General features: G+C 64.1%; 22 protein-coding genes. 11 read left to right on the top strand and 11 right to left on the bottom strand.

What is annotated here, in order from left to right; all coding sequences use genetic code 11:
- Positions 1-190: 190 nt before the first annotated feature.
- The gene (locus ACUYMZ_RS14415; protein WP_387434892.1) at positions 191-1,474 is read left to right on the top strand and encodes a citrate synthase; all 1,284 of its coding nucleotides are present in this window, start codon (positions 191-193) and stop codon (positions 1,472-1,474) included.
- A gap of 86 nt (positions 1,475-1,560) precedes the next feature.
- Here the strand turns inward: ACUYMZ_RS14415 and galE are convergent, their stop codons facing one another.
- Positions 1,561-2,601: a UDP-glucose 4-epimerase GalE gene (gene galE / locus ACUYMZ_RS14410; protein ID WP_481604029.1), complete on the bottom strand. Its 1,041-nt coding sequence runs from the start codon at positions 2,599-2,601 to the stop codon at positions 1,561-1,563.
- 79 nt (positions 2,602-2,680) lie between these two features.
- Here galE and ACUYMZ_RS14405 point away from each other — a divergent pair, with 79 nt between their 5' ends.
- Together ACUYMZ_RS14405 and ACUYMZ_RS14400 are read left to right on the top strand one after the other, a co-directional pair.
- On the top strand, positions 2,681-3,301 hold the full coding sequence (locus tag ACUYMZ_RS14405) for a TetR/AcrR family transcriptional regulator (RefSeq protein ID WP_481604027.1): 621 nt from the start codon (positions 2,681-2,683) through the stop codon (positions 3,299-3,301).
- Positions 3,302-3,389: 88 nt separating this feature from the next.
- Positions 3,390-4,001 (top strand): hypothetical protein, encoded by a 612-nt coding sequence (locus ACUYMZ_RS14400; RefSeq protein WP_481604025.1) that lies wholly within the window; start codon positions 3,390-3,392, stop codon positions 3,999-4,001.
- Positions 4,002-4,011: 10 nt separating this feature from the next.
- Here the strand turns inward: ACUYMZ_RS14400 and ACUYMZ_RS14395 are convergent, their stop codons facing one another.
- Both ACUYMZ_RS14395 and dapD read right to left on the bottom strand, forming a co-directional pair.
- Complete coding sequence (locus ACUYMZ_RS14395; protein WP_481604022.1) at positions 4,012-4,854, bottom strand: hypothetical protein; 843 nt, start codon at positions 4,852-4,854, stop codon at positions 4,012-4,014.
- Between the two features lie 13 nt (positions 4,855-4,867).
- Entirely contained in the window at positions 4,868-5,893 is a 1,026-nt protein-coding gene (gene dapD / locus ACUYMZ_RS14390; RefSeq protein ID WP_426003454.1) for a 2,3,4,5-tetrahydropyridine-2,6-dicarboxylate N-succinyltransferase, read from the bottom strand.
- A gap of 105 nt (positions 5,894-5,998) precedes the next feature.
- Between dapD and dapE the strand changes: the two genes are divergently transcribed.
- On the top strand, positions 5,999-7,123 hold the full coding sequence (gene dapE, locus ACUYMZ_RS14385) for a succinyl-diaminopimelate desuccinylase (protein ID WP_481604020.1): 1,125 nt from the start codon (positions 5,999-6,001) through the stop codon (positions 7,121-7,123).
- 74 nt (positions 7,124-7,197) lie between these two features.
- Here the strand turns inward: dapE and ACUYMZ_RS14380 are convergent, their stop codons facing one another.
- The 4 genes from ACUYMZ_RS14380 to ACUYMZ_RS14365 all read right to left on the bottom strand — a co-directional run bounded on the left by ACUYMZ_RS14380 (position 7,198) and on the right by ACUYMZ_RS14365 (position 10,565).
- Positions 7,198-8,091 (bottom strand): amino acid ABC transporter permease, encoded by an 894-nt coding sequence (locus ACUYMZ_RS14380; RefSeq protein WP_426003450.1) that lies wholly within the window; start codon positions 8,089-8,091, stop codon positions 7,198-7,200.
- Entirely contained in the window at positions 8,088-8,738 is a 651-nt protein-coding gene (locus ACUYMZ_RS14375) for an amino acid ABC transporter permease (RefSeq protein WP_426003449.1), read from the bottom strand. Before ACUYMZ_RS14375 ends, ACUYMZ_RS14380 begins: the two co-directional genes overlap by 4 nt.
- A 98-nt stretch (positions 8,739-8,836) precedes the next feature.
- Positions 8,837-9,715: a glutamate ABC transporter substrate-binding protein gene (locus tag ACUYMZ_RS14370; protein ID WP_426003448.1), complete on the bottom strand. Its 879-nt coding sequence runs from the start codon at positions 9,713-9,715 to the stop codon at positions 8,837-8,839.
- Positions 9,716-9,809: 94 nt separating this feature from the next.
- Entirely contained in the window at positions 9,810-10,565 is a 756-nt protein-coding gene (locus ACUYMZ_RS14365; RefSeq protein ID WP_426003446.1) for an amino acid ABC transporter ATP-binding protein, read from the bottom strand.
- Between the two features lie 164 nt (positions 10,566-10,729).
- On the opposite strand from ACUYMZ_RS14365, the gene ACUYMZ_RS14360 reads away from it, so the two are divergent.
- The 4 genes from ACUYMZ_RS14360 (at position 10,730) to ACUYMZ_RS14345 (ending at position 13,577) form a co-directional block, all read left to right on the top strand.
- Complete coding sequence (locus ACUYMZ_RS14360; RefSeq protein WP_426003444.1) at positions 10,730-11,563, top strand: LOG family protein; 834 nt, start codon at positions 10,730-10,732, stop codon at positions 11,561-11,563.
- A gap of 18 nt (positions 11,564-11,581) precedes the next feature.
- Entirely contained in the window at positions 11,582-11,941 is a 360-nt protein-coding gene (locus ACUYMZ_RS14355; protein ID WP_426003443.1) for a DivIVA domain-containing protein, read from the top strand.
- Positions 11,942-12,021: 80 nt separating this feature from the next.
- The gene (locus ACUYMZ_RS14350; protein ID WP_481605898.1) at positions 12,022-13,212 is read left to right on the top strand and encodes a hypothetical protein; all 1,191 of its coding nucleotides are present in this window, start codon (positions 12,022-12,024) and stop codon (positions 13,210-13,212) included.
- Positions 13,213-13,409: 197 nt separating this feature from the next.
- Positions 13,410-13,577, top strand: a complete 168-nt coding sequence (locus ACUYMZ_RS14345) for a DUF3117 domain-containing protein (protein WP_364159638.1) — start codon at positions 13,410-13,412, stop codon at positions 13,575-13,577.
- Positions 13,578-13,689: 112 nt separating this feature from the next.
- Here ACUYMZ_RS14345 and ACUYMZ_RS14340 read toward each other — a convergent pair whose 3' ends face one another.
- Positions 13,690-14,322 carry an O-methyltransferase gene (locus ACUYMZ_RS14340; RefSeq protein ID WP_481604016.1) on the bottom strand — a complete coding sequence of 211 codons (633 nt, stop codon included), beginning with the start codon at positions 14,320-14,322 and terminating at the stop codon, positions 13,690-13,692.
- A gap of 251 nt (positions 14,323-14,573) precedes the next feature.
- On the opposite strand from ACUYMZ_RS14340, the gene sigE reads away from it, so the two are divergent.
- From sigE to ACUYMZ_RS14325, 3 genes are read left to right on the top strand one after another with little or no spacing between them, the layout of a single operon-like run.
- Positions 14,574-15,197: an RNA polymerase sigma factor SigE gene (gene sigE, locus ACUYMZ_RS14335; protein WP_426003440.1), complete on the top strand. Its 624-nt coding sequence runs from the start codon at positions 14,574-14,576 to the stop codon at positions 15,195-15,197.
- 7 nt (positions 15,198-15,204) lie between these two features.
- Positions 15,205-16,110 carry a hypothetical protein gene (locus tag ACUYMZ_RS14330; RefSeq protein WP_481604014.1) on the top strand — a complete coding sequence of 302 codons (906 nt, stop codon included), beginning with the start codon at positions 15,205-15,207 and terminating at the stop codon, positions 16,108-16,110.
- A gap of 31 nt (positions 16,111-16,141) precedes the next feature.
- Positions 16,142-16,540: a twin-arginine translocase TatA/TatE family subunit gene (locus ACUYMZ_RS14325; protein ID WP_481604012.1), complete on the top strand. Its 399-nt coding sequence runs from the start codon at positions 16,142-16,144 to the stop codon at positions 16,538-16,540.
- A 70-nt stretch (positions 16,541-16,610) separates the two neighbouring features.
- Here ACUYMZ_RS14325 and ACUYMZ_RS14320 read toward each other — a convergent pair whose 3' ends face one another.
- From ACUYMZ_RS14320 to ACUYMZ_RS14310, 3 genes are read right to left on the bottom strand one after another with little or no spacing between them, the layout of a single operon-like run.
- On the bottom strand, positions 16,611-17,753 hold the full coding sequence (locus ACUYMZ_RS14320) for an Mrp/NBP35 family ATP-binding protein (RefSeq protein ID WP_481604011.1): 1,143 nt from the start codon (positions 17,751-17,753) through the stop codon (positions 16,611-16,613).
- 4 nt (positions 17,754-17,757) lie between these two features.
- Entirely contained in the window at positions 17,758-18,477 is a 720-nt protein-coding gene (locus ACUYMZ_RS14315) for a DUF1003 domain-containing protein (protein WP_426003435.1), read from the bottom strand.
- On the bottom strand, positions 18,470-19,753 hold the full coding sequence (locus tag ACUYMZ_RS14310) for a magnesium transporter (RefSeq protein ID WP_426003434.1): 1,284 nt from the start codon (positions 19,751-19,753) through the stop codon (positions 18,470-18,472). The genes ACUYMZ_RS14315 and ACUYMZ_RS14310 overlap by 8 nt, the downstream gene beginning before the upstream one ends.
- Between the last annotated feature and the right edge of the window lie 29 nt (positions 19,754-19,782).

Genomic DNA, 19,782 nt, shown 5'->3' with positions numbered 1-19,782 from the left:
TAACCGGACAGAACGGATTAGTTCCGCAGGGTTACTGGCGGTAGCTTTTTAACTGACTATCAATGGTGGCCTTCAATAAGAAAGCACTCCGGCCGTTGGAGCCCTGCAACAGCGGGGCCGAATGCGGCGTCACCAGAAGTTTGGTTGGACAAGTTCTATAGAGGCCCAGAGGCCTCATGAAGGGGACTCCATGACTGAGACCACCAGCGCGACACTGCGCCATGCCGGCGGCGAACTCGAACTGCCGCGCATCAAGGTTGTAGAAGGAAACGAAGGCTACGACGTTTCCAAGCTGCTGAAGCAGACGGGCGCCGTTGCCTATGACCCCGGCTTCATGAACACCGCGGCCACCACCTCGGCCATCACCTACATCGACGGCGACGCAGGCATCCTGCGCTACCGCGGTTACCCGATCGAGCAGCTCGCCCAGCATTCGAGCTTCCTCGAAGTTTCCTACCTGCTGATCTACGGCAACCTGCCCACCCCTACGGAACTTGAAGAGTTCGACCAGCGCATCCGCCGGCACACCCTGCTCCACGAGGAACTGAAGGGCTTCTTCGGCGGCTTCCCGCGGGACGCGCACCCGATGCCGGTGCTGTCCTCGGCTGTCTCGGCGCTGTCCACGTTCTACCAGGACTCGCTGGATCCGTTCAACGCCGAGCACGTTGAAGTTTCCACCATCCGCCTCATGGCCAAGCTGCCGGTCATTGCGGCCTACGCACACAAGAAGTCCATCGGACAGCCCATGCTGTACCCGGACAACTCCATGAACCTGGTGGAGAACTTCCTGCGCCTGAGCTTCGGCCTCCCGGCAGAGCAATACGAGCTTGACCCGGTAGTGGTCAAGGCACTCGACCTGCTGCTCATCCTGCACGCAGACCACGAGCAGAACTGTTCCACGTCCACTGTGCGCCTGGTGGGTTCGTCCAACGCGAACCTGTTCGCCTCGGTGTCCGCCGGCATCAACGCGCTTTTTGGCCCCGCACACGGTGGCGCCAACGAGGCCGTGCTGAAGATGCTCCGCCAGATCCAGGCCGACGGCATCAAGCCCGAGGACTACATGGAAAAGGTCAAGAACAAGGAAGACGGCGTCCGCCTCATGGGCTTCGGACACCGCGTCTACAAGAACTACGACCCCCGCGCCAAGATCATCAAGGCTACTGCCCACGAGGTCCTTGGCAAGCTCGGCGGCAATGACGAACTGCTGGACATCGCCATGCGCCTCGAAGAGAAGGCGTTGGCGGACGACTACTTCATCCAGCGCAAGCTGTACCCGAACGTCGACTTCTACACCGGCCTGATCTACAAGGCCATGGGCTTCCCGGAGAAGATGTTCACTGTGCTCTTCGCCATTGGCCGCCTCCCGGGCTGGATTGCCCAGTGGCGCGAAATGATCAACGACCCCCAGACCAAGATCGGCCGTCCGCGGCAGCTCTACACGGGGGAGCCGGAGCGCAACTACCCGGCCAACTGATGCGGTAACAGCGTCAATAACGACGGCGGCCGCCCACCTCGCGCGAGGTGGGCGGCCGCCGTCGTTAATCGCCTGGGCGTGCTCGCCTAGGCGTTGTTCACGGCAGCTGGTTGGGCTGCGTTGTAGCCATAGGGGTTGTTCTTTTGCCAGCGCCAGTGGTCCTCGCACATCTGGTCCACGGTCTTGGTGGTGGACCAGCCGAGGTCGGCCAGGGCGGACGAGGCGTCAGCCCAGAAAGCCGGAAGGTCTCCCGCGCGGCGGCCGGTGATCTCGTAGGGGATGGGCTGGCCCACGGCCTTTTCGAAGGACCGCAGGACTTCCAGCACGGACGAACCCTTGCCGGAGCCGAGGTTCCAGCGCCGGACACCGGGGCGGGTGGCGATGAAGTTCAAGGCCGCGACGTGGCCTTCGGCAAGGTCCACCACGTGGATGTAATCGCGCTGCGCCGTGCCGTCAGGGGTGTCATAATCGCCGCCGAATACCATGAGCTTCTCGCGGCGGCCAACAGCCACCTGGGCGATGAACGGAACCAGGTTGTTCGGGATGCCCTGGGGATCCTCGCCGATGCGGCCCGATGGGTGTGCGCCCACCGGGTTGAAGTAGCGCAGGAGTGCTATATGCCAGCGGTCGTCGGCGTTGCCAAGGTCGGAGAGGATGTCCTCGATCTGTTCCTTGGTGCGGCCATACGGGTTGTTGGCACCGATCTCCATCTTCTCGATGTAGGGGATCGGGTTGTGCTCGCCGTACACGGTGGCGGAGGAACTGAAGACGATGGAGCGGACGTCGTGCTTGTCCATGGCCCGGAGCAGGTTCAGGGTACCCACGATGTTGTTGTAGTAGTACGCCAGCGGCTTCTGGACCGATTCGCCCACGGCCTTGAGCCCTGCAAAGTGGATGACGGCGTTGATCTGGTGCTGGTCGAACACTGCCTCGACGGCGGGCTCGTCCACCAGGTCCACATTGTGGAACGCCGCGGTCCGGCCGGTGAGTTCGGAGACCCTGCGCAGGGATTCCTCGCTCGAGTTCGCGAGGTTGTCGAGGACGACAACGTCGTGGCCGGCTTCCTGGAGGGACAGTACGGTGTGCGAGCCGATATAGCCGGTGCCACCCGTGACGAGAATTTTCATGGTCTCTACGCTATCCGAAAGTGGGGGCTCGCCGCTCAGTGTGAGCGGCATTGAAGCACGTTCGTGCTAGAAAATACTGGTGCCCAAAATTGTTGATGCCGAAGCCCGGCGCCAGGAAGTTGTCCACGCCGTGTTTCGCATCATTGCCAGCGACGGCCTGGAGCGGGCATCCCTCCGGGAAGTGGCCGACGAAGCCGGCCTGGCCGTGGGCTCGGTGCGGCACTACTTCTCCAGCAGCGACGAGCTTCTGGTCTTTTCCTTCGCAGCGGTCATCGACCGGATCGCCGCACGCCTCGAGGAGGCACTGCAGGCAGTGGTGCACCAGCGGCCCGGGAGCCCTGACCATGACGCGGCCGTCCTGAACATGCTGGGGCAGCTTCTTCCGTTGGACGAGGAACTCGCGGTTGATGCCTGTGTGTGGATGGCGTTCCGGAACGCTGCCCGCATCAAGCCGGTGCTGTCGGAGGAGTCCGAACGGAGCCACAGGACCGTTGCGGCCTTGGTCGGACGACTGGTGGTGGAGTTGAGTCCCGGTCAGGCGACCGACCAGCAGGTCCTGGTGACTGAAGCTGAACGGCTCCTGGCGACCCTGGACGGACTGTGCATGCATGCGTTGCTTCACCCTGAATGGATGACGGCGCAGATGTGCAGCGACGTCCTGACGGCCCATCTCAAAGCCTTCCAGGCCCTTCCGGCCTGACGCCCGAAGAGTGCCCTGCGCCGTTAACGTCGCGACGCTTCCGGAATAGACTGGGAGATGTCGGGAACCTGCCAGGGGAGGACTTCGGATGCATAAGTCAGGCGGCCCAGGGTGGCGCATCACCATGGACACCTCCGGGCCGATGCTCATTGCGCTGTATCTGCGTGATGTTGCAGGACTCGACGGAGCCGGAAAACCCCAACTGTCCCATGCGTCGCCCAAGGTGCGGCATGCGGACCACAGCCACCTGACCTCCGATGTCGGGGGACTCAGTGCCTTGAAAACCGAGTGGGAGGCCTGGTGGGAAAAGCTGGTGAAGTCCTATCCGGACCCCGCGATCGATTTGTCGCCACCGAGTTTCAAGGCCTTCGGGAACTCCCCGGCCCTTCAGCGGGTGTTGCAGGCCCACTTCGGTGCTGCCTTGGGATGGGCTACGGACAGGATTGACGAATATGCCGACCTGGAAGCCGCGCGTGAAGCCAACGGGCTGACCAGCGTCCTCAACGAGATGGTGGAGGACCGGCTGCTGGAAGTCGGACGGGGCTCCAGGGATTTCGATCTCACCATTATCGAATTGCCCCTCAACGAACCCCGGGCCTGGTACCTGGAGCCCAATACGATGATCATGAGCCACCGGCTGCTGTCCCAGCCGGACGTGTTCCGGAGCTACGTCCAGCCCGTGGTGGAACTCCTCGCCTGATTCCCGCTGCTCACGTGGCGGGGGCGGCCACCGTGATGGTGACCGCGTCGGCCGGTGCTGCCGACCCGGCCCATCCGTTGCGCTTCTCCCGGTTCCACGTTTGGCCCGCCACGTCCACTTGGGTGATGGCAAGGGCCTTGGCATTGGCCACGGCCCAGTGGCCTATGGCCCAGGCCTGCGTGCCGCTGAGTTCCAGCCGCACCGAGCGGCCCTGGACGGTGGGAGCCTGGGTGCCGAACGCCGTCGTCAGCTCATCAACGACGGCGGCAGGGTCACCTGCAGCGTCCGGCATGCGCAGTTCGCACGTCAGGGAAGCCTCAGAGTGTCCGGTGAGGGCGGAAGCGAACGCCCGGCCCATGTCCTCGTGCTGTGCATAGGCGCGGGGAAAGGCAGACCGTTGGACGGCCTGTGCAGCCTGGGTGATCTCCATGGTTTCGTAGCCCCGCACTTTGATCAGGCCGTCGTAGAAAGCGTTGCTTGCGTAGACGGGGTCCATGACCTGGGCTTCGGTGCCCCAGCCCTGCGAGGGCCGTTGCTGAAAGAGCCCACGGGAATCGGGTCCGGCCTGGTCCCCGTAGTTGATGTTCCGCAGGCGTGACTCCTGCATGGCGGTGGCCAGGGCGATGCTGGCTGCCCGGGGCGGCATTCCCCGACGCACGGAGATGGCTGAGATCAGGGAAGCGTTGGCGGCCTGGTCCGTGGCGAGTTCATGGCTGCCGGCGCCGGCAACAGCGACGCAGCGCTCCGGGACCAGGGTCTCGGAGCGCTGCAGTACGGCAACCACCGCATAGATGGCGCCGGCCACGAGGGCCAAGGCCAGTACCGCGACTACCGCGCGACGGAACCGGCGCATGGGTTTTCTCCAGCTAGTTGGCGTGCAGGGCCTCGTTGAGTTCAACGGTCTGGCCCTGGCGGGGCAGCACTTCCACGCCACCGGTAGTGGAGTTGCGGCGGAACAGGAGGTTCGGCACACCGGAGAGTTCAACCGCCTTGACGATCCTGGTGGTGTCTTCGCCGTTCTCGTCCTTGGGGCCGGGAACGCGGACACGGGTTCCTGCCGTCACGTACAGGCCGGCCTCAACCACGGAGTCATCGCCGATGCTGATGCCAACGCCGGAGTTGGCGCCGAGCAGCACCCGCCGTCCCAGGGAGATCTTTTCCTTGCCGCCGCCGGACAGAGTGCCCATGATCGAAGCACCGCCACCAACGTCGGTGCCATCGCCTGCCACGACGCCGGCAGAGATGCGGCCTTCCACCATGGAGGTGCCGAGGGTGCCGGCGTTGAAGTTGACGAAGCCTTCGTGCATGACCGTGGTGCCCTCGGCGAGGTGGGCACCCAGGCGGACGCGGTCGGCGTCGGCAATCCGCACGCCGGTGGGGACCACGTAGTCCACCATGCGGGGGAACTTGTCCACTCCGTACACCACCACGTTGCCGCGCTTGCGCAGGCGTGCACGGGTGAGTTCGAAGCCCTCCACCGCGGCGGGGCCGAAGTTGGTCCACACGACGTTGGGGAGCTTGCCGAAGATGCCGTCCAGGTTGATGCTGTTCGGCGTGACCAGCCGGTGGGACAGGAGGTGCAGGCGCAGGTAGGCGTCGGCGGTGTCCGCCGGGGCAGCGTCGAGGTCGATCTGGGCGAAGACTACCTTCTGCTCGGTTCCGCGGTCCGCATCCTTGCCTTCTTCGGCGAGGGCCGTCAGCGCGGGGTCGGCGTTCTCAACGTCGCGGAGGGACCCGGCGGCGGCACCCAGCGACGGTGCGGGATACCAGACGTCAAGTACGGTTGCTTCCCCGGAGGCGGAGGTGGCGATGGTGGCGAGGCCGAATCCGTAGGCCGTTCGGTCGTTTACGGTGGCGTTTGCGGGCACAGCAGAGGAAGCAGTTTCAGTCATGCGCCCAGTGTATCCAGCGCCTGCTGCCCGGCTGAAACCCGTTCCATAACGTGGAGGTCGCATTCCCGGCGGACGTCCGGGCGCCGCGGCAGTTAAGGTGGAGGGGTGACCCTGAATCCAGCACCCCTGCTCCTTGACCTGCGCCAGGACGTCGCGCAGCTGACTGCCGCGCTCATTGACATCAACTCTGTGTCCGGCAACGAGACCGTGCTCGCCGACGCCGTCGAAGCGGCACTGCGGGCCGTGCCCCAGTACACGGTGGTCCGCGATGGCGACGCGATCATCGCACGGACGGAGCTTGGCCTGCCGGAGCGTGTCATCCTGGCCGGCCACCTGGATACCGTGCCCTTGCCCACCGTTGAAGGGTCGCTCGGGACTGTGCCGGCAACCTGGGAATCGGGCGTTCCCGGTGAGGGCGTCCTCTACGGGCGCGGGACCACGGACATGAAGGGCGGCGTCGCCGTGCAGCTGGCACTGGCGGCAACACTGTTCGACGGCGGAACCCCGCCGGACAAGGACGTCACCTTCGTCTTCTACGACCACGAGGAAGTGGAAGCGGTGAAAAGCGGGCTGGGCCGTCTGGTCCGCAACCACAGGGAACTCCTGGACGGCGACTTCGCCATCCTCCTCGAACCCACCCACGGCACAGTGGAAGGTGGCTGCAACGGCACCAGCCGGTTCGAGGCCACCACCATCGGGGAAACCGCCCACTCAGCCCGGGCATGGATGGGTGTCAACGCGATCCATGCCGCGGCGCCGATCCTTGCCCGGCTGGCTGCCTATGAGCCACAGACAGTAAACGTGGACGGCCTGGACTACCGCGAGAGCCTCAACGCCGTGAAGATCAAGGGCGGAACAGCGGGCAACGTCATACCGGACCGGTGCGTGGTGGAGATCAACTACCGGTTCGCCCCGGACAAGACACCCGACCAGGCAGAGGCACATGTCCGCGGTCTTCTTGAGGGTTTCGACGTAGTGCGCACCGACGCAGCAGCCGGCGCGCGTCCGGGACTGAACCACCCTGCTGCCGCGTCCTTCGTAGCCGCCGTGGGTGCCGAGCCCAAGCCCAAATACGGTTGGACCGACGTCGCGCGCTTCAGCGAACTGGGCATCCCGGCGGTGAACTTCGGACCCGGCGATCCTCTGCTGGCGCACAAGGACAATGAACACGTCGACGCCGATGCCATCCGTGAGTGCCTTCGTGCACTCCGGACGTGGCTGGGGCGGTAGGGCCCTCCCCGAACACCAAGAAGGTCCGCAGCCGGCTGGCTGCGGACCTTCTTTTGTGGGTTTGTTGGTGCTGACTACTTCTTGTCAGGATTCTGGATGTTCTTGTTGTCGGCCCCGGCTGGAGCGTTCACGTCGAGATCAACCGTTTTGACGGCGGACGCCACACCGCCGGCGGCCTTCTTCGAGCCGCGGCGTTCGATCCAGATGGCAATCCGGGAAACGGACAGGTTGATCAGGATGTAGATCGCGGCACCGACGAAGAATGCCGGGAAGAGGAAATCCGGGCCCAGGAAGTCGGCCATGATCTGGATCTTCCGCAGGAGTTCCTCGTAGCCCACGATGTAGCCGAGCGACGTGTCCTTGAGCAGCACCACCAGCTGTGCCACCAGGGATGGGAGCATTCGGCGGACAGCCTGCGGGAACTCGATGATCATGCGTGACTGGAAGCTCCGCAGGCCGATCGCGAGACCGGCTTCGCGCTGGCCCTTGGGCAGGGACTGGATGCCTGCCCGGAGGATCTCGGCGAAGATGGCGGCGTTGTAGAGCACCAGGCCGGCCACCACGGCGGTGAACTGCCCGGTGGCGAAAACCAGCAGCACGAACAGCATCATGAGGACCACGGGCATGCCGCGGAGGAACTCAAGGACCACCTGCGTAGGCACCCGGATCCATGCGATGAGGGAAATCCGGAGGAGGCAGAGGGCGATACCGAGCGGGAAGGCGATGATCGCGGCAACCGCTGCTGCAGCCAGCGTGGACAGAATTCCCTGCCCGATCAGGCTCCACACGTCCGGTGCCATGGAACCGTAGAAGATCTCCCAGCGGTCGGCGTCGAAGATGCCCTGCTGGGCCAGCGTCAGCACCGCAATGGCCAGGACGGCCACGATGATGATGATGCCGGCGACGGAACCGAGGAGCGAGTACAGGCGGGCCTTGGGCCCGGGGACGTCGTACAGGACCGAAGTCATCGGGCAATCGCCACCTTTCGTTCGACAAAGTGCGCCAGCAGGCCCAAGGGCACCGTGATCAGCAGGTAGAAGAACGCAACGCCCAGCAGGACCCAGAGCACTTTGTCTCCGTAGTCGTTGGACAGCTGCCGGCCGTAGCCGAAGAGTTCCAGCACGAAGAATGCGCCTGCAACGGACGAGTTCTTGACCAGGGCGATCACGATGTTGATCAGCGGCGGTACAACCGTCCGGAGTGCCTGGGGAAGAACAATGAAGCCCAGCACCTGGGTGAAGGTCATGCCGATGCTTCGTGCGGCTTCTGCCTGGCCAACCGGGACGCTGTTGACGCCGGAGCGGACTGCCTCGGCGACAAACGCAGCGGTGTAGCTGCTCAGGGCGATGATCGCGGCGACTTCAAATTGGTCAAACTTCACGCCAAGCCGGGGAAGGACCACGGCGGAGAAGAAGAAGATGATGGTGAGGGGCGTGTTTCGGGCGACTTCCACATAAAACATGCTGAAGCCGCGGAGGGCAGCGACGGGAGACACCCGCATGGCCGCCAGGAGGGTCCCGAGGATCAGGGCAATGAGCCCCGAAATCAGGGAGAGGTACAGGGTACGGAGAAATCCGTCCCAATATTGGGGGAGGCTTTCAATGACGGCGTCCATGGCTTCCTTCGGCTGCAGCTAATCAAGGAACAGGGTCCTGGGTCCGGAAACTGCCGCCGACCGGTCTTCCCGGACGGCGGCAGCAACAGGATTGGCGACTAGTAACGGTCGATGGTGGGGAGCTCGGGAGCGGTCTTGATGACCTTTCCAGCAGTAGCTTCCCAGGCCTTCTTGTAGGTGTCGTCCTTGGCGAAAGCTTCCAGCTGGTCGTTGATCCAGTTACGGAAGACGGTGTCGTCCTTCTTGAGACCGATGCCGTAGGGCTCCTTGGTGAAGGTTTCGTCCGAAGCGAGCTTGAAGGCGTCCGGTTCCTTGTCCACGTAACCGGCGAGGATCACGTTGTCAGTGGTCACGGCAACAACCTGCTTGTTGCGCAGCGGTTCCAGGCAAGCGGTGTAGTTGGCGGCGGGAACAAGCTCGGCGCCGTACTTCTCAACAATCGTCTTGGCCGGGGTGGAGCCGGTGACGGAGCAGACCTTCTTGCCCTGGACGTCCTCGGGCTTGGTGATGGAGTTGTCGTCCTTGTTCACCAGCAATGCCTGGCCGGCTTCGTAGTACGGTCCTGCGAAGGAGACTTTTTCCTTGCGGGCGTCGTTGATGGTGTACGTAGCGATCACGATGTCCACGCGGCTCTGCTCGATGAACGGTTCGCGGTTCTGTGAGACCGTCTCAACCCACTCGATCTTGTCCGCCGGGATACCCAGCTTGGCGGCGATGGCCTTGCCGATTTCAACGTCGAAACCGACCGGCTTGCCGTCCAGGCCCTTCTGGCCGAAGAGCGGCTGGTCGAACTTGGTGCCGATGGTGATCTTCTGGGCCTTGCTCAGCTTTTCCATGGTGGTGCCGGCTTCGAACGTCGGCGTCGCAACAGGGGGAGTGGTTGAGCTGCCTCCGCCACCGCAGGCGCTCAGGGAGAGAGCGAGGGCTGCGGTTGCGGCAACCAGGAGAGACTTCCTCCGGGTGATAAAAGCCTTCATGACATTCCTTTCATTGATGGGCCGCTTTACGGCCTGGGTGCGGTCCTTGCGGCCTGGGTGCCGGCCTGGGGGCCTGGATGTGGGCCTGGGAGGACTAGTGGGTCAGAAGCTTGGACAGGAAGTCCTTGGCACGGTTGCTCCGGGGGTTCGTGAAGAACTCCTCGGGAGCGGCATCTTCGACGATCTGGCCGTCGGCCATGAACACCACGCGGTCGGCTGCCTTGCGGGCAAAACCCATCTCGTGGGTGACCACGATCATGGTCATGCCTTCCTTGGCCAGTTGGATCATGACGTCCAGGACCTCATTGATCATTTCCGGGTCCAGTGCCGAGGTCGGCTCATCGAACAGCATGACCTTGGGCTTCATGGCCAGCGCCCGGGCGATCGCAACACGCTGCTGCTGTCCGCCCGAGAGCTGCGCGGGGAGCTTGGGAGCCTGGTGGCCAACGCCTACGCGTTCCAGGAGGGCCATGGCCTCGCGTTCAGCAGTTCCCTTGGCAACGCCTTTGACCTTGATCGGCCCCAGGGTGACGTTCTCCAGGATCGTCTTGTGGGCGAACAGGTTGAAGGACTGGAAGACCATCCCGACATCGGCGCGCAGGTGCGCGAGTTCCTTGCCTTCCTCGGGGAGTTTCTTCCCATCGATCGCGATCTCGCCGTCGTCGATCGTTTCAAGACGGTTGATCGCACGGCACAGGGTGGACTTGCCGGAACCCGAGGGTCCGATGACCACCACGACTTCGCCCTTCTTGACCTGAAGGTTGATGTCTTTGAGGACGTGCAATTGACCGTAGTGTTTGTTGACGCCATTCAGGGAGACGAGAGCATCGCCGGACACATGAGTAGTCATACGACGAATCTAGCGAACAAAGATGCAATTATGACCACGGTCACGGCAAGTTCTCCAAGATCGTGACTGAACAGAAACCTGCTTCCCGGACCCGTACCGCAACTGCAATGCAAGAACCGGGTCGCTGGGGCAGCGTACGCGCCCATGCACGCTAGCCTTGGGCAATGAGCATCAGCCAGCACCCAGTTCCCCATCCGGATGCCAATGGAAGGTCAGGCGGCACTGTGCCCCTTCCGTCGGACATTGCACCGGCCAAGCACAAAGGCCCCTTGGAGCTTCGGCGCAAACAGGCGGATGCGGGAATGTCGGACCAGCATTTGCTCGATTCAAAGGGCGCCGGCCAATTCATCCACACCGACCCCTGGCGCGTCCTGCGGATCCAAAGCGAGTTCGTGGAGGGCTTTGGTGCGTTGGCGGACCTGGGCCCTGCGGTGAGCGTGTTCGGTTCCGCCCGGACGCGGCCCGGTACGGAGTACTACGACATGGCCGTCGATGTGGGACGCAAGCTCGCAGAAGCCGGTGTCGCCGTCATTACCGGTGGCGGGCCGGGCTCCATGGAGGCTGCCAACAAGGGCGCCGTGGAGGGCAACGGCGTGTCCGTGGGACTTGGCATTGAGTTGCCGTTCGAACAGGGCCTGAACCCGTGGGTGGACCTGGGCATCAACTTCCGGTACTTCTTCGCCCGGAAGACCATGTTCGTCAAGTACGCCCAGGGCTTCGTGGTCCTCCCCGGCGGGCTGGGTACCCTTGACGAGCTGTTCGAGGCCATGGTCCTGGTGCAGACACGCAAGGTCACGTCGTTCCCGATCGTCCTGTTGGGCGTCCGTTTCTGGGGACCCATGATCGAATGGATCCGCGACACCCTGGTGGCCGAGGGAATGGTTTCCGAGAAAGACCTCGACCTCATCCAGTTGGTGGACGACCCCGCCGACGCCGTCCACCGCGTGCTGCATGGAGCGCCCCTTCCGAGCCCGACCGGGGAGCAGCGGCCGGAATAGGGCCGGCTATCTGGCACGATGGTGGCTGTGAGCTTTTTCCTCGTTTTCCTCGCGGTCGTCCTCATTGGAGCTGCCCTGTATCTGGGTGCGGGACTCGTGCGCGGAGGCAGGATGGGCGCAGGCCTTGATGAGCCCGTCCCCAACTTGCCTCCCGTCCTCCTGCCGGCTGACGCGACGGCAGCCGACGTCGATGCCTTGAGGTTCGGTTTGGGCCTGCGGGGTTACCGGATGGACCAGGTGGACCAGGTCCTCGACGAGCTCAAGGACCAGCTGGAAGCGAAGGACCGCGAAATCCAACGTCTTTCCGCCCACCCACGCTCCGGTTCACAGCCATCCTCCCGGGCCGGGGAAAGCGACGCCGGCCACTTGGCACCGTGACCGCGCCGGTCCCTGCCGCGCCATCCACCGAAGGCCCGGTGCCCCTGATCACCGGCGCGTTGTCGCGGGCGGCCGCACGCATGGGACAGTGGCCGTGGTGGCTGCAGGTTTCAGCGGTCTTCATCGCCGCCCGGCTCGTCAGTGCCTGCATCTTCATGGCGGCTGCGGTGCACCAAGGCACCAATCCCTGGTTCCCGCCTGCTCCCGACTACTGGAGCTTCATCACGATCTGGGATGGCCGCTGGTACCAGCAGGCAGCAGAGTCCGGCTACCCCAGTGAGCTTCCCGTTGACCAAAACGGAGTAGTCAAGGAAAACGCGTGGGCTTTCTATGCGCTCTTCCCCTTCCTTGGCCGCGGGCTCAGTGCCATGACAGGGTGGGGAACCCTCCCGTCGTTGACTGTGATCGCGATGGTGGCCGGACTTGCGGCAGCGTTGGTCGTGTACAAGCTGTTCCGCGAAGCCGGCAGCGGGAAGGCAGCGCTGTGGGGTGTGGTCTTCATGTCCACCTTCCCGGTATCTCCCATTTTGCAGGTGCCCTACGCCGAGTCCCTCAACCTGTTCCTCCTGGCGTCCTCGCTGCTGCTCGTGGTGCGCCGGCACTACCTTGCCGCCATTCCGGTGGTGATCCTCATGTGTCTGTCCCGGCCCACGGGGGTGCCCTTTGCCGCGATGCTGGGACTGCTCCTGGTATGGCGGCTGTGGCAGCGTTTCGGTCCGAACGCTCCCGGCGGGTCCCGGGACGGAACCACGACGTCGACTCCCGACCTCGTCCGCCTTGCCGTCCTGGTGCTGGTGGCAGGGACGGGAGCCTTGGCATGGCCGGCCATCGCCTGGGCGGTCACCGGAGACCCCACGGCATATACACGGACCGAGACGGCGTGGCGAGGGGACGACCTGGTGCCCTTCAAGCCCTGGTTCGATACCGGGCGGATGCTGTTCGGCCCGTTCCTGGGCGTGCTCGCTCCCTTCGTCTTCGCCGGGTTGTTTGTCCTCATGATGATGTCCAGGCCGGTCCGCGCCCTGGGAACTGAGTTGCGGCTTTGGTGCGCCTGCTACATGGGGTACCTGATCACCTTTCTCCACCCGCAGACCAGTACGTTCCGCATGCTTTTGCCGTTGTTCCCGCTGGCCCTGGCCGCGGTGCTGCTGTCGAAGTCCAAGGCTTACCGGGGCACTGTCGTGGTGATGTTTTTCCTGCTCCAGATCGTTTGGGTGGTCTGGCTGTGGGCATGGGCTCCCTTGCCCGGTGGCGGCGACTATCCACCGTGAATCTGTGCCCGTCATTAATCCATTGATTCGCTACGGATGGGTAAGTACGGGATAATGGAAGACGAGCAAGGACAAAAGCACGTAAAAGTGCCCGGCCAAGGCGGCCTCCAAAGCGTTGCCGCCGGCTGCAATTGCTAACGCTGATCCAGCCCGGCCGGGTTGGGCGTGACTTGGGACAAATGGAGGGGATTTTCCTAATGGCGGCTATGAAACCACGTACCGGCGACGGCCCTATGGAAGTGACCAAGGAGGGCCGCAGCCTGATCATGCGTGTGCCGCTCGAAGGCGGAGGGCGGCTTGTGGTAGAGCTCAATGCCACCGAGGCGGAGAACCTCAAGGAATGCCTTGTAGGCGTGACCGAATAGAGCGCATGGAAGATTCACTGGCAGGGCACGGCATGAAGCCGTTGCCCTGCTTTTGTTTAATCCCCGGCAGTTTTTACGGAATGCCGGAGCAAAGCCTGCAACGAATTCGCAGCTATTTCTTCACGGCCACCAGAAGGCCATCGCCGGTAGGCAGCATTGCCGAGGCAAGGCGCTCGTCGTCCCTGATCGATTTGCCCACCTGGCGCAGGACCACAGTGGTTGAATCGCGCGCCGCCGGGTTTGAAACACGGTCCTTGTCCAAGGCGTCGTTAATGACCAGCGTGCCGCCGCGCTTGAGCAGCCGGATCGCCTGCTCAACATAGTTGGGGAAATTGGGTTTGTCCGCGTCAATGAAGACGAGGTCGTAGGCGGAGTCCGTGAGCCGCGGAAGGACATCCGCGGCGCGTCCGGAGATGGTCCGCGTGCGGTTGGCGGGGCTTCCCGACTCCAGGAAGGCCTCCCGGGCGGCCTTGAGGTGTTCGACGTCCACGTCGATCGTGGTGAGCACGGCCTGGGGACCAAGTCCACGCAGGAGGCAGACGCCGGAGACTCCCGCGCCCGAACCCACTTCCACCGCGGTCTGGGCCTTGGATGCTGCGGCGAAGACGGTCAGTACAGCCCCCACGCCCGGACTGACCGGGGTGACGCCCAGCTCGAAGGACCGTTCCCTGGCGCGCAACAAGACGTCGTCCTCGGCAGGCAGATCTTCTGCGTAGGACCAGCTGGTTGACTTGTCGGCACTCATGAAGTGATCGCTTTCGGCGGGTAATGGGGGTGTCACTACCAGACTACTGGGTGGGAGGCTTTCCTTCGGGCGTTGAGGGCGGAGCGGAAGTGTGTCCGAAGGCCTCGATGCCTCCGCTGGAAGTTGTCCGGAAAATGCGCCTTTAGTCAGGAAACTCCCAGACAAACTTGACATGATAATGCTCCGGCCATCCAGCGGGGTGACCGGCACCGAATAACGTACGGTGAACCACAGTGTGAGGGGAGTGGACGATGCCGGCATCGCATGCTGCGCCTGTCCAAACATCAGCAAGCCTTGAGGCGGCAAGCGACTGGGTCATGCCCAGCTGGGAAGAAGTGGTGTCCAACCACTCTGCCAAGGTCTACCGCCTTGCCTACCGCCTGACCGGCAACAAGTTCGACGCCGAGGACCTCACCCAGGAGGTCTTCGTCCGTGTCTTCAGGTCGCTGGAGAACTTCAAGCCCGGCACTCTCGATGGCTGGCTGCACCGGATCACCACCAACCTGTTCCTCGACCAGGCCCGCCGCAAGAGCCGCATCCGCTTCGATGCCCTCGCCGAGGATGCTGAGTCCCGCCTGCCCGGGCGCGAGCCCGGACCGGAGCAGAGCTTCGAGCACAACAACCTGGATCTCGACGTCCAGCGCGCCCTGGAGGAATTGCCGCCGGACTTCCGTGCCGCCGTCGTACTGTGCGACCTCGAAGGCTTGTCCTACGACGAAGTCGCCGAGGCGCTGGGAGTCAAGCTCGGCACCGTAAGGTCGCGCATCCACCGTGGCCGGACCATGTTGCGGGAAAAGCTCGCCCACCGGGATCCCCGGGCGGCCGGTGCCCGCAAACCCCGGCTTAAGATGCCCCGCATCGCCGGCATCCTCTAGGCAGTCGATGGTTCGACGCACTGAGCGTCCGGGTCCTTTGGCCCGGCACCATCTGGCTGCCCTGCGCCATTCGCGGAATCCGGCGCACCTTGAACGGTGCACGGAGTGCCGCGCAGCCCTGAAGCGCGAGCGGGAGTACCTGGAACGGCTGCGTGGTGCCGCAGTCCCGGAGGCCAGCCATGAGCTCACCGCCCGGCTTCTGCTGCACACCCAGCGGCTTGCGAGCGAGCCAACCCCTGCTTCACCCGCGCCCCGCTCCGGTGCCGGACGGACGCTGCGGGCGGCGGGCATCGGTGCGGCGTCGCTGGTGATCAGTGTGGGAGCCTTGGGCGTTGCCGCCTACGCGGTGGCTGGCGACGGCGCGCCCGCAGCCTCCTATGCCGCCGGTTCCGGCAGTTCCCCGCTGAGCGCCGCCGTGACGGGCGATGGAGGCGGTCCCGTGGCGCACCAGGAGTTCAGCCCGGGCAGTTCCGTGGCCCTGACCGCAGGGCAACTGGATGCCTTACGTGACCAGGGGTGGGCCTGTCCTGAACTCGAGTCACTCGGTTTCACGGTGGTCGGTGCCGAGGCCACGCTCCACAACGGCCATCCCGCTGTTGAACTGCGGCTTGAAAGCAACGGCCATTACGCCACCGTCACCGAGGAACACCTGGAGCCTTCCTTCTCCGGAGGGACGTCATCAGCACGGCTGACGGTAACTCAAGGGCAGCCGTGGGAGGCTGTTTACAGGACGTCGACGGCGGTTATCAGCTACGCATCGGACCTGCCGGCAGACCTGGCGGACGACGCCGTTCCGGAACTTGTCCGTGCAGGTGACTCCATGACCGCGCGGACGGATGCTGAAACCGGCGAAGAATGGCCCGGACGGTTGCTTCGGGGCCTTCAAACACTCCTGCGCACTGCCGGTTTATGAGGGTTCCCACAGACAAGGTAATCTTCGTAGCGTGCTTGGAATCAACGGCCCGGAGTTCATACTCCTACTGATCATCGGCGTACTCGTGATCGGTCCCAGCCGTTTGCCCGAATACACCCAGAAGCTCGCCAACCTGGTGCGCGAGGTCCGCCGTATGGCCTCCGGCGCCCGCGAGCAGATCAAGGAAGAAGTCGGCATCGACATCGATGAAGTCGACTGGAAGAAGTACGATCCCCGGCAGTATGATCCCCGCCGCATCATTAAGGATGCGTTGCTGGACGACGATTCCGCTCCAGTGAATGCGGGGGCCCCGGCGGCTGCCGCAACAGTCGCGGCAGCAACGGCCGACATCAAGCCCAAGGCTCCTGCCCGCATGATCGAACGGCTGGCCGAAGGCGAAGCCGCACCGTTCGACACTGAGGCTACCTGAGCTGTGCAGAACAACACCTGGTAGTCCCATGGGCGGCCCGCCCCTCCTGTGTGGCAGCCCGGCGGCGACGTTACCTGGGCTGGATCCCCAACGGCATGCCCGCCAAGCCCCGTGGGCGTGAGGCGAGCTTCCCGGCAATGGCGGTCAAGGCAGTAGCCGCAGCGGCTCCATGTGAGGATTCGCCGTTCGCGGCCAGGACCACCGGCTTTCCTGCATCGCCGCCCTCGCGGAGCCTGATATCCAGGGGGATCTGCCCCAGGAGGGGCACTTCGGTTCCCACGGCGGCGCTCAACCTCTCAGCCAGGGTGGCACCACCGCCACTTCCGAATACTTCCATCCTGCCGCCGTCGGGCATTTCCAGGAAAGACATGTTCTCGATGACGCCGGCCACCTTCTGTCCTGTTTGGGTGGCGATGGTTCCGGCCCGTTCGGCGACGTCCGCCGCTGCCGCCTGGGGAGTCGTAACCACCAGGATTTCGGCGTTGGGGAGAAGCTGCGCCACAGAGATGGCGATGTCTCCCGTCCCGGGCGGAAGGTCCAGGAAGAGGGCGTCCAAGTCTCCGAAGTAGACATCGGTCAGGAACTGCTCCAGGGCACGGTGCAGCATGGGGCCACGCCACGCAACGGGCTGGTTGCCGGCAACGAACATGCCGATCGAGATGACTTTCACGCCGTAGGCAACCGGTGGCAGGATCATGTCGTCCACCTGCGTGGGCTTCTGGGTGATTCCCATCAGGGCCGGAACGGAAAAACCGTGGACGTCGGCATCCACGATCCCCACCCGCAGTCCCTGCGCTGCCAAGGCACACGCCAGGTTAACAGTCACCGACGACTTGCCCACGCCGCCTTTGCCGCTTGCTACGGCGTATACCTTGGTGAGTGACCCGGGCTGTGTGAACGGGATGCCGCGCTGGCCTCCTGGCCCCCGGAGTTTTTCCTTGAGGGCTTCGCGCTGATCCTGCGTCATGACCTGGAGGTCCACCTCCACGCCTGTCACCCCGGCAACGGCCGAGAGCGCCCGGGTGGCATCGCCAACGATAGTGTCGCGGAGCGGGCAGCCTGCAATGGTCAGCAGGACGGTCACGCGGACCATGCCGTCAGGATCAGCCTCTACGGAATCCACCATGCCGAGTTCGGTAATGGGACGCCGGAGTTCGGGGTCGATGACGGTTGCCAGGGCAGCATGCAGTGCCTCGGCGGTTGCGGTACTCATGGGGTCAGGCTCGGCTTTCGGGGTTTTCGGGTGTGGCCGGCTTGGTGCCGGAGGAGTCGGGCCGTGCGCGCGGCGGCCTGACTTTGGGGATCTGCTGCGTGCGGGGTCCCCGTGATTTGTCGCGCTTGTCCTTCAGCCGTTCCTTGACTTTGTCCGCGGTGGATTCCTGGCCCTCGGTCGTGGATTCGCCGTCCCGCAGTTCTTCCTGGGCCTCGATGATGTCCTCCAGGAGGCTCCGGAGTTCGGCCCGGACGTAGTCTCGGGTTGCGACTTCGCGGAGGGCGATGCGGAGGGACGCGAGTTCGCGGGTGAGGTATTCGGTATCGGACAGGTTGCGCTCCGCGCGCTGGCGGTCCTGCTGCAGGGACACACGGTCGCGGTCGTCCTGGCGGTTCTGGGCCAACAGCAGCAGCGGAGCAGCGTAGGAGGCCTGGAGGGACAGCATGAGCGTCAGGAGGGTGAAACCGAGCTCCACCCGGTCGAACTGCCAGTCTGTAGGCGCGAAGGTGTTCCACGCCAGCCAGAACACGCAGAAGATCGTCATGTACAGCAGGAACTGCGGCGTTCCCATGAACCGGGCAAAGCCCTCGGTGGCGATGCCAAAGGCGTCCGGGTTCGGCGAGAACTTGGGCAGGATGCGTTTGCGTCCGCTCAGCGGAGTGTCAAGGCTGCTGGTGGAGCGGCCCGGGGCTTTGGGGGAACGGGGGGCGTTGTTCTCAGCCAATGCGGCCTCCGAGTTTCCTTACAGGGGCGTCGTCCTCGTGGGCGCGCCAGTCATCCGGCAACAGGTGATCCAGCACGTCATCAACAGTCACCGCCCCCACAAGACGGCCGTCATCGTCGACGACGGGCAGCGAGTTGAGGTTGTACGTGGCCAGGGTCCGGGCTACTTCGCTGATGTGGGCCTGGTCCGACACCGGTTCCAGGTTCTTGTCCACGAGGTTGCCCAGCGGTTCAGGGGGTGGAAACCGCAGGAGCTGCTGGATGTGGACCACGCCCAGGAACCGCCCGGTGGGAGTCTCCAGCGGTGGCCGGGTAATAAAGATGGAGGAAGCGAGGGCGGGGGAGAGTTCCTCGCGCCGGACGTGGGCGAGGGCTTCGGCAACCGTGGCTTCCGGAGGAAGGATGACCGGCACCGGGGTCATCAGGCCACCGGCGGTGTCTTCGTCGTACTCCAGGAGCCTGCGGACATCCTCGGCTTCCTGCGGTTCCATGAGCTGGAGGAGTTCTTCAGCCTGCGCAGAGGGCAGTTCGGCCAGGAGGTCGGCGGCGTCGTCGGGGTCCATCTCTTCCAGCACGTCGGCAGCGCGCTCCACGTCCAGGGCGGAGAGGATTTCCACCTGGTCATCTTCAGGGAGCTCCTGGAGGACGTCGGCAAGGCGCTCGTCCTGCAGTTCGCTGGCTACTTCGAAGCGGCGTTTGTCGCTCATTTCCTGCAGGGCTTCAGCGAAGTCGGCGGGCTTGAGGTCCTCATGGGTTGCCACGAACTGTGTGGCGGCCTGGGGCTCGTTGCGGGCACCCGTTTGGGCATCGGCCCAGTCGATGATCAGGGTTTCGTTGCGCCTGAGCCGGCTGAGGGCCGAGAAGGAATGGCCCCGGCGGACGAAGAGTTTGCTGACGAACCAGTCCTTGGAGCGGTGCTGGTCCATGGCGATGTCTTCGATCGTGGCGTCACCGCTGCCATCGGCCAGGGTCACCCGGCGGTCGAACATCTCGGCCACCACCAGGGTTTCGGCGCCGCGCTGTTCAAAGCGTCGCAGGTTGACCAGTCCGGTGCAGATGATCTGGGTCTGGTCGATCGACGTAATGCGGGTCATCGGTACGAACACGCGTTTCTTGCCGGGCACTTCCACCACGATGCCCACCACATGCGGCGCTCCGCGGGTCCCTCTTGAAAGCACCACGACGTCGCGCAGGCGGCCAAGACGATCGCCCAAGGGGTCGAAGACGTCCAGGCCGAGCAGGCGCGCGACAAAGACGCGGGAGGGATGTGTGCTCATGTTTACAATCTACCGAGTCTGCTCTCTTT

It is taken from the genome of Arthrobacter sp. T572, assembly GCF_056780115.1.
Note: the sequence above shows the minus strand (reverse complement) of the source record. Positions and strands in the feature narration are given on the sequence as shown.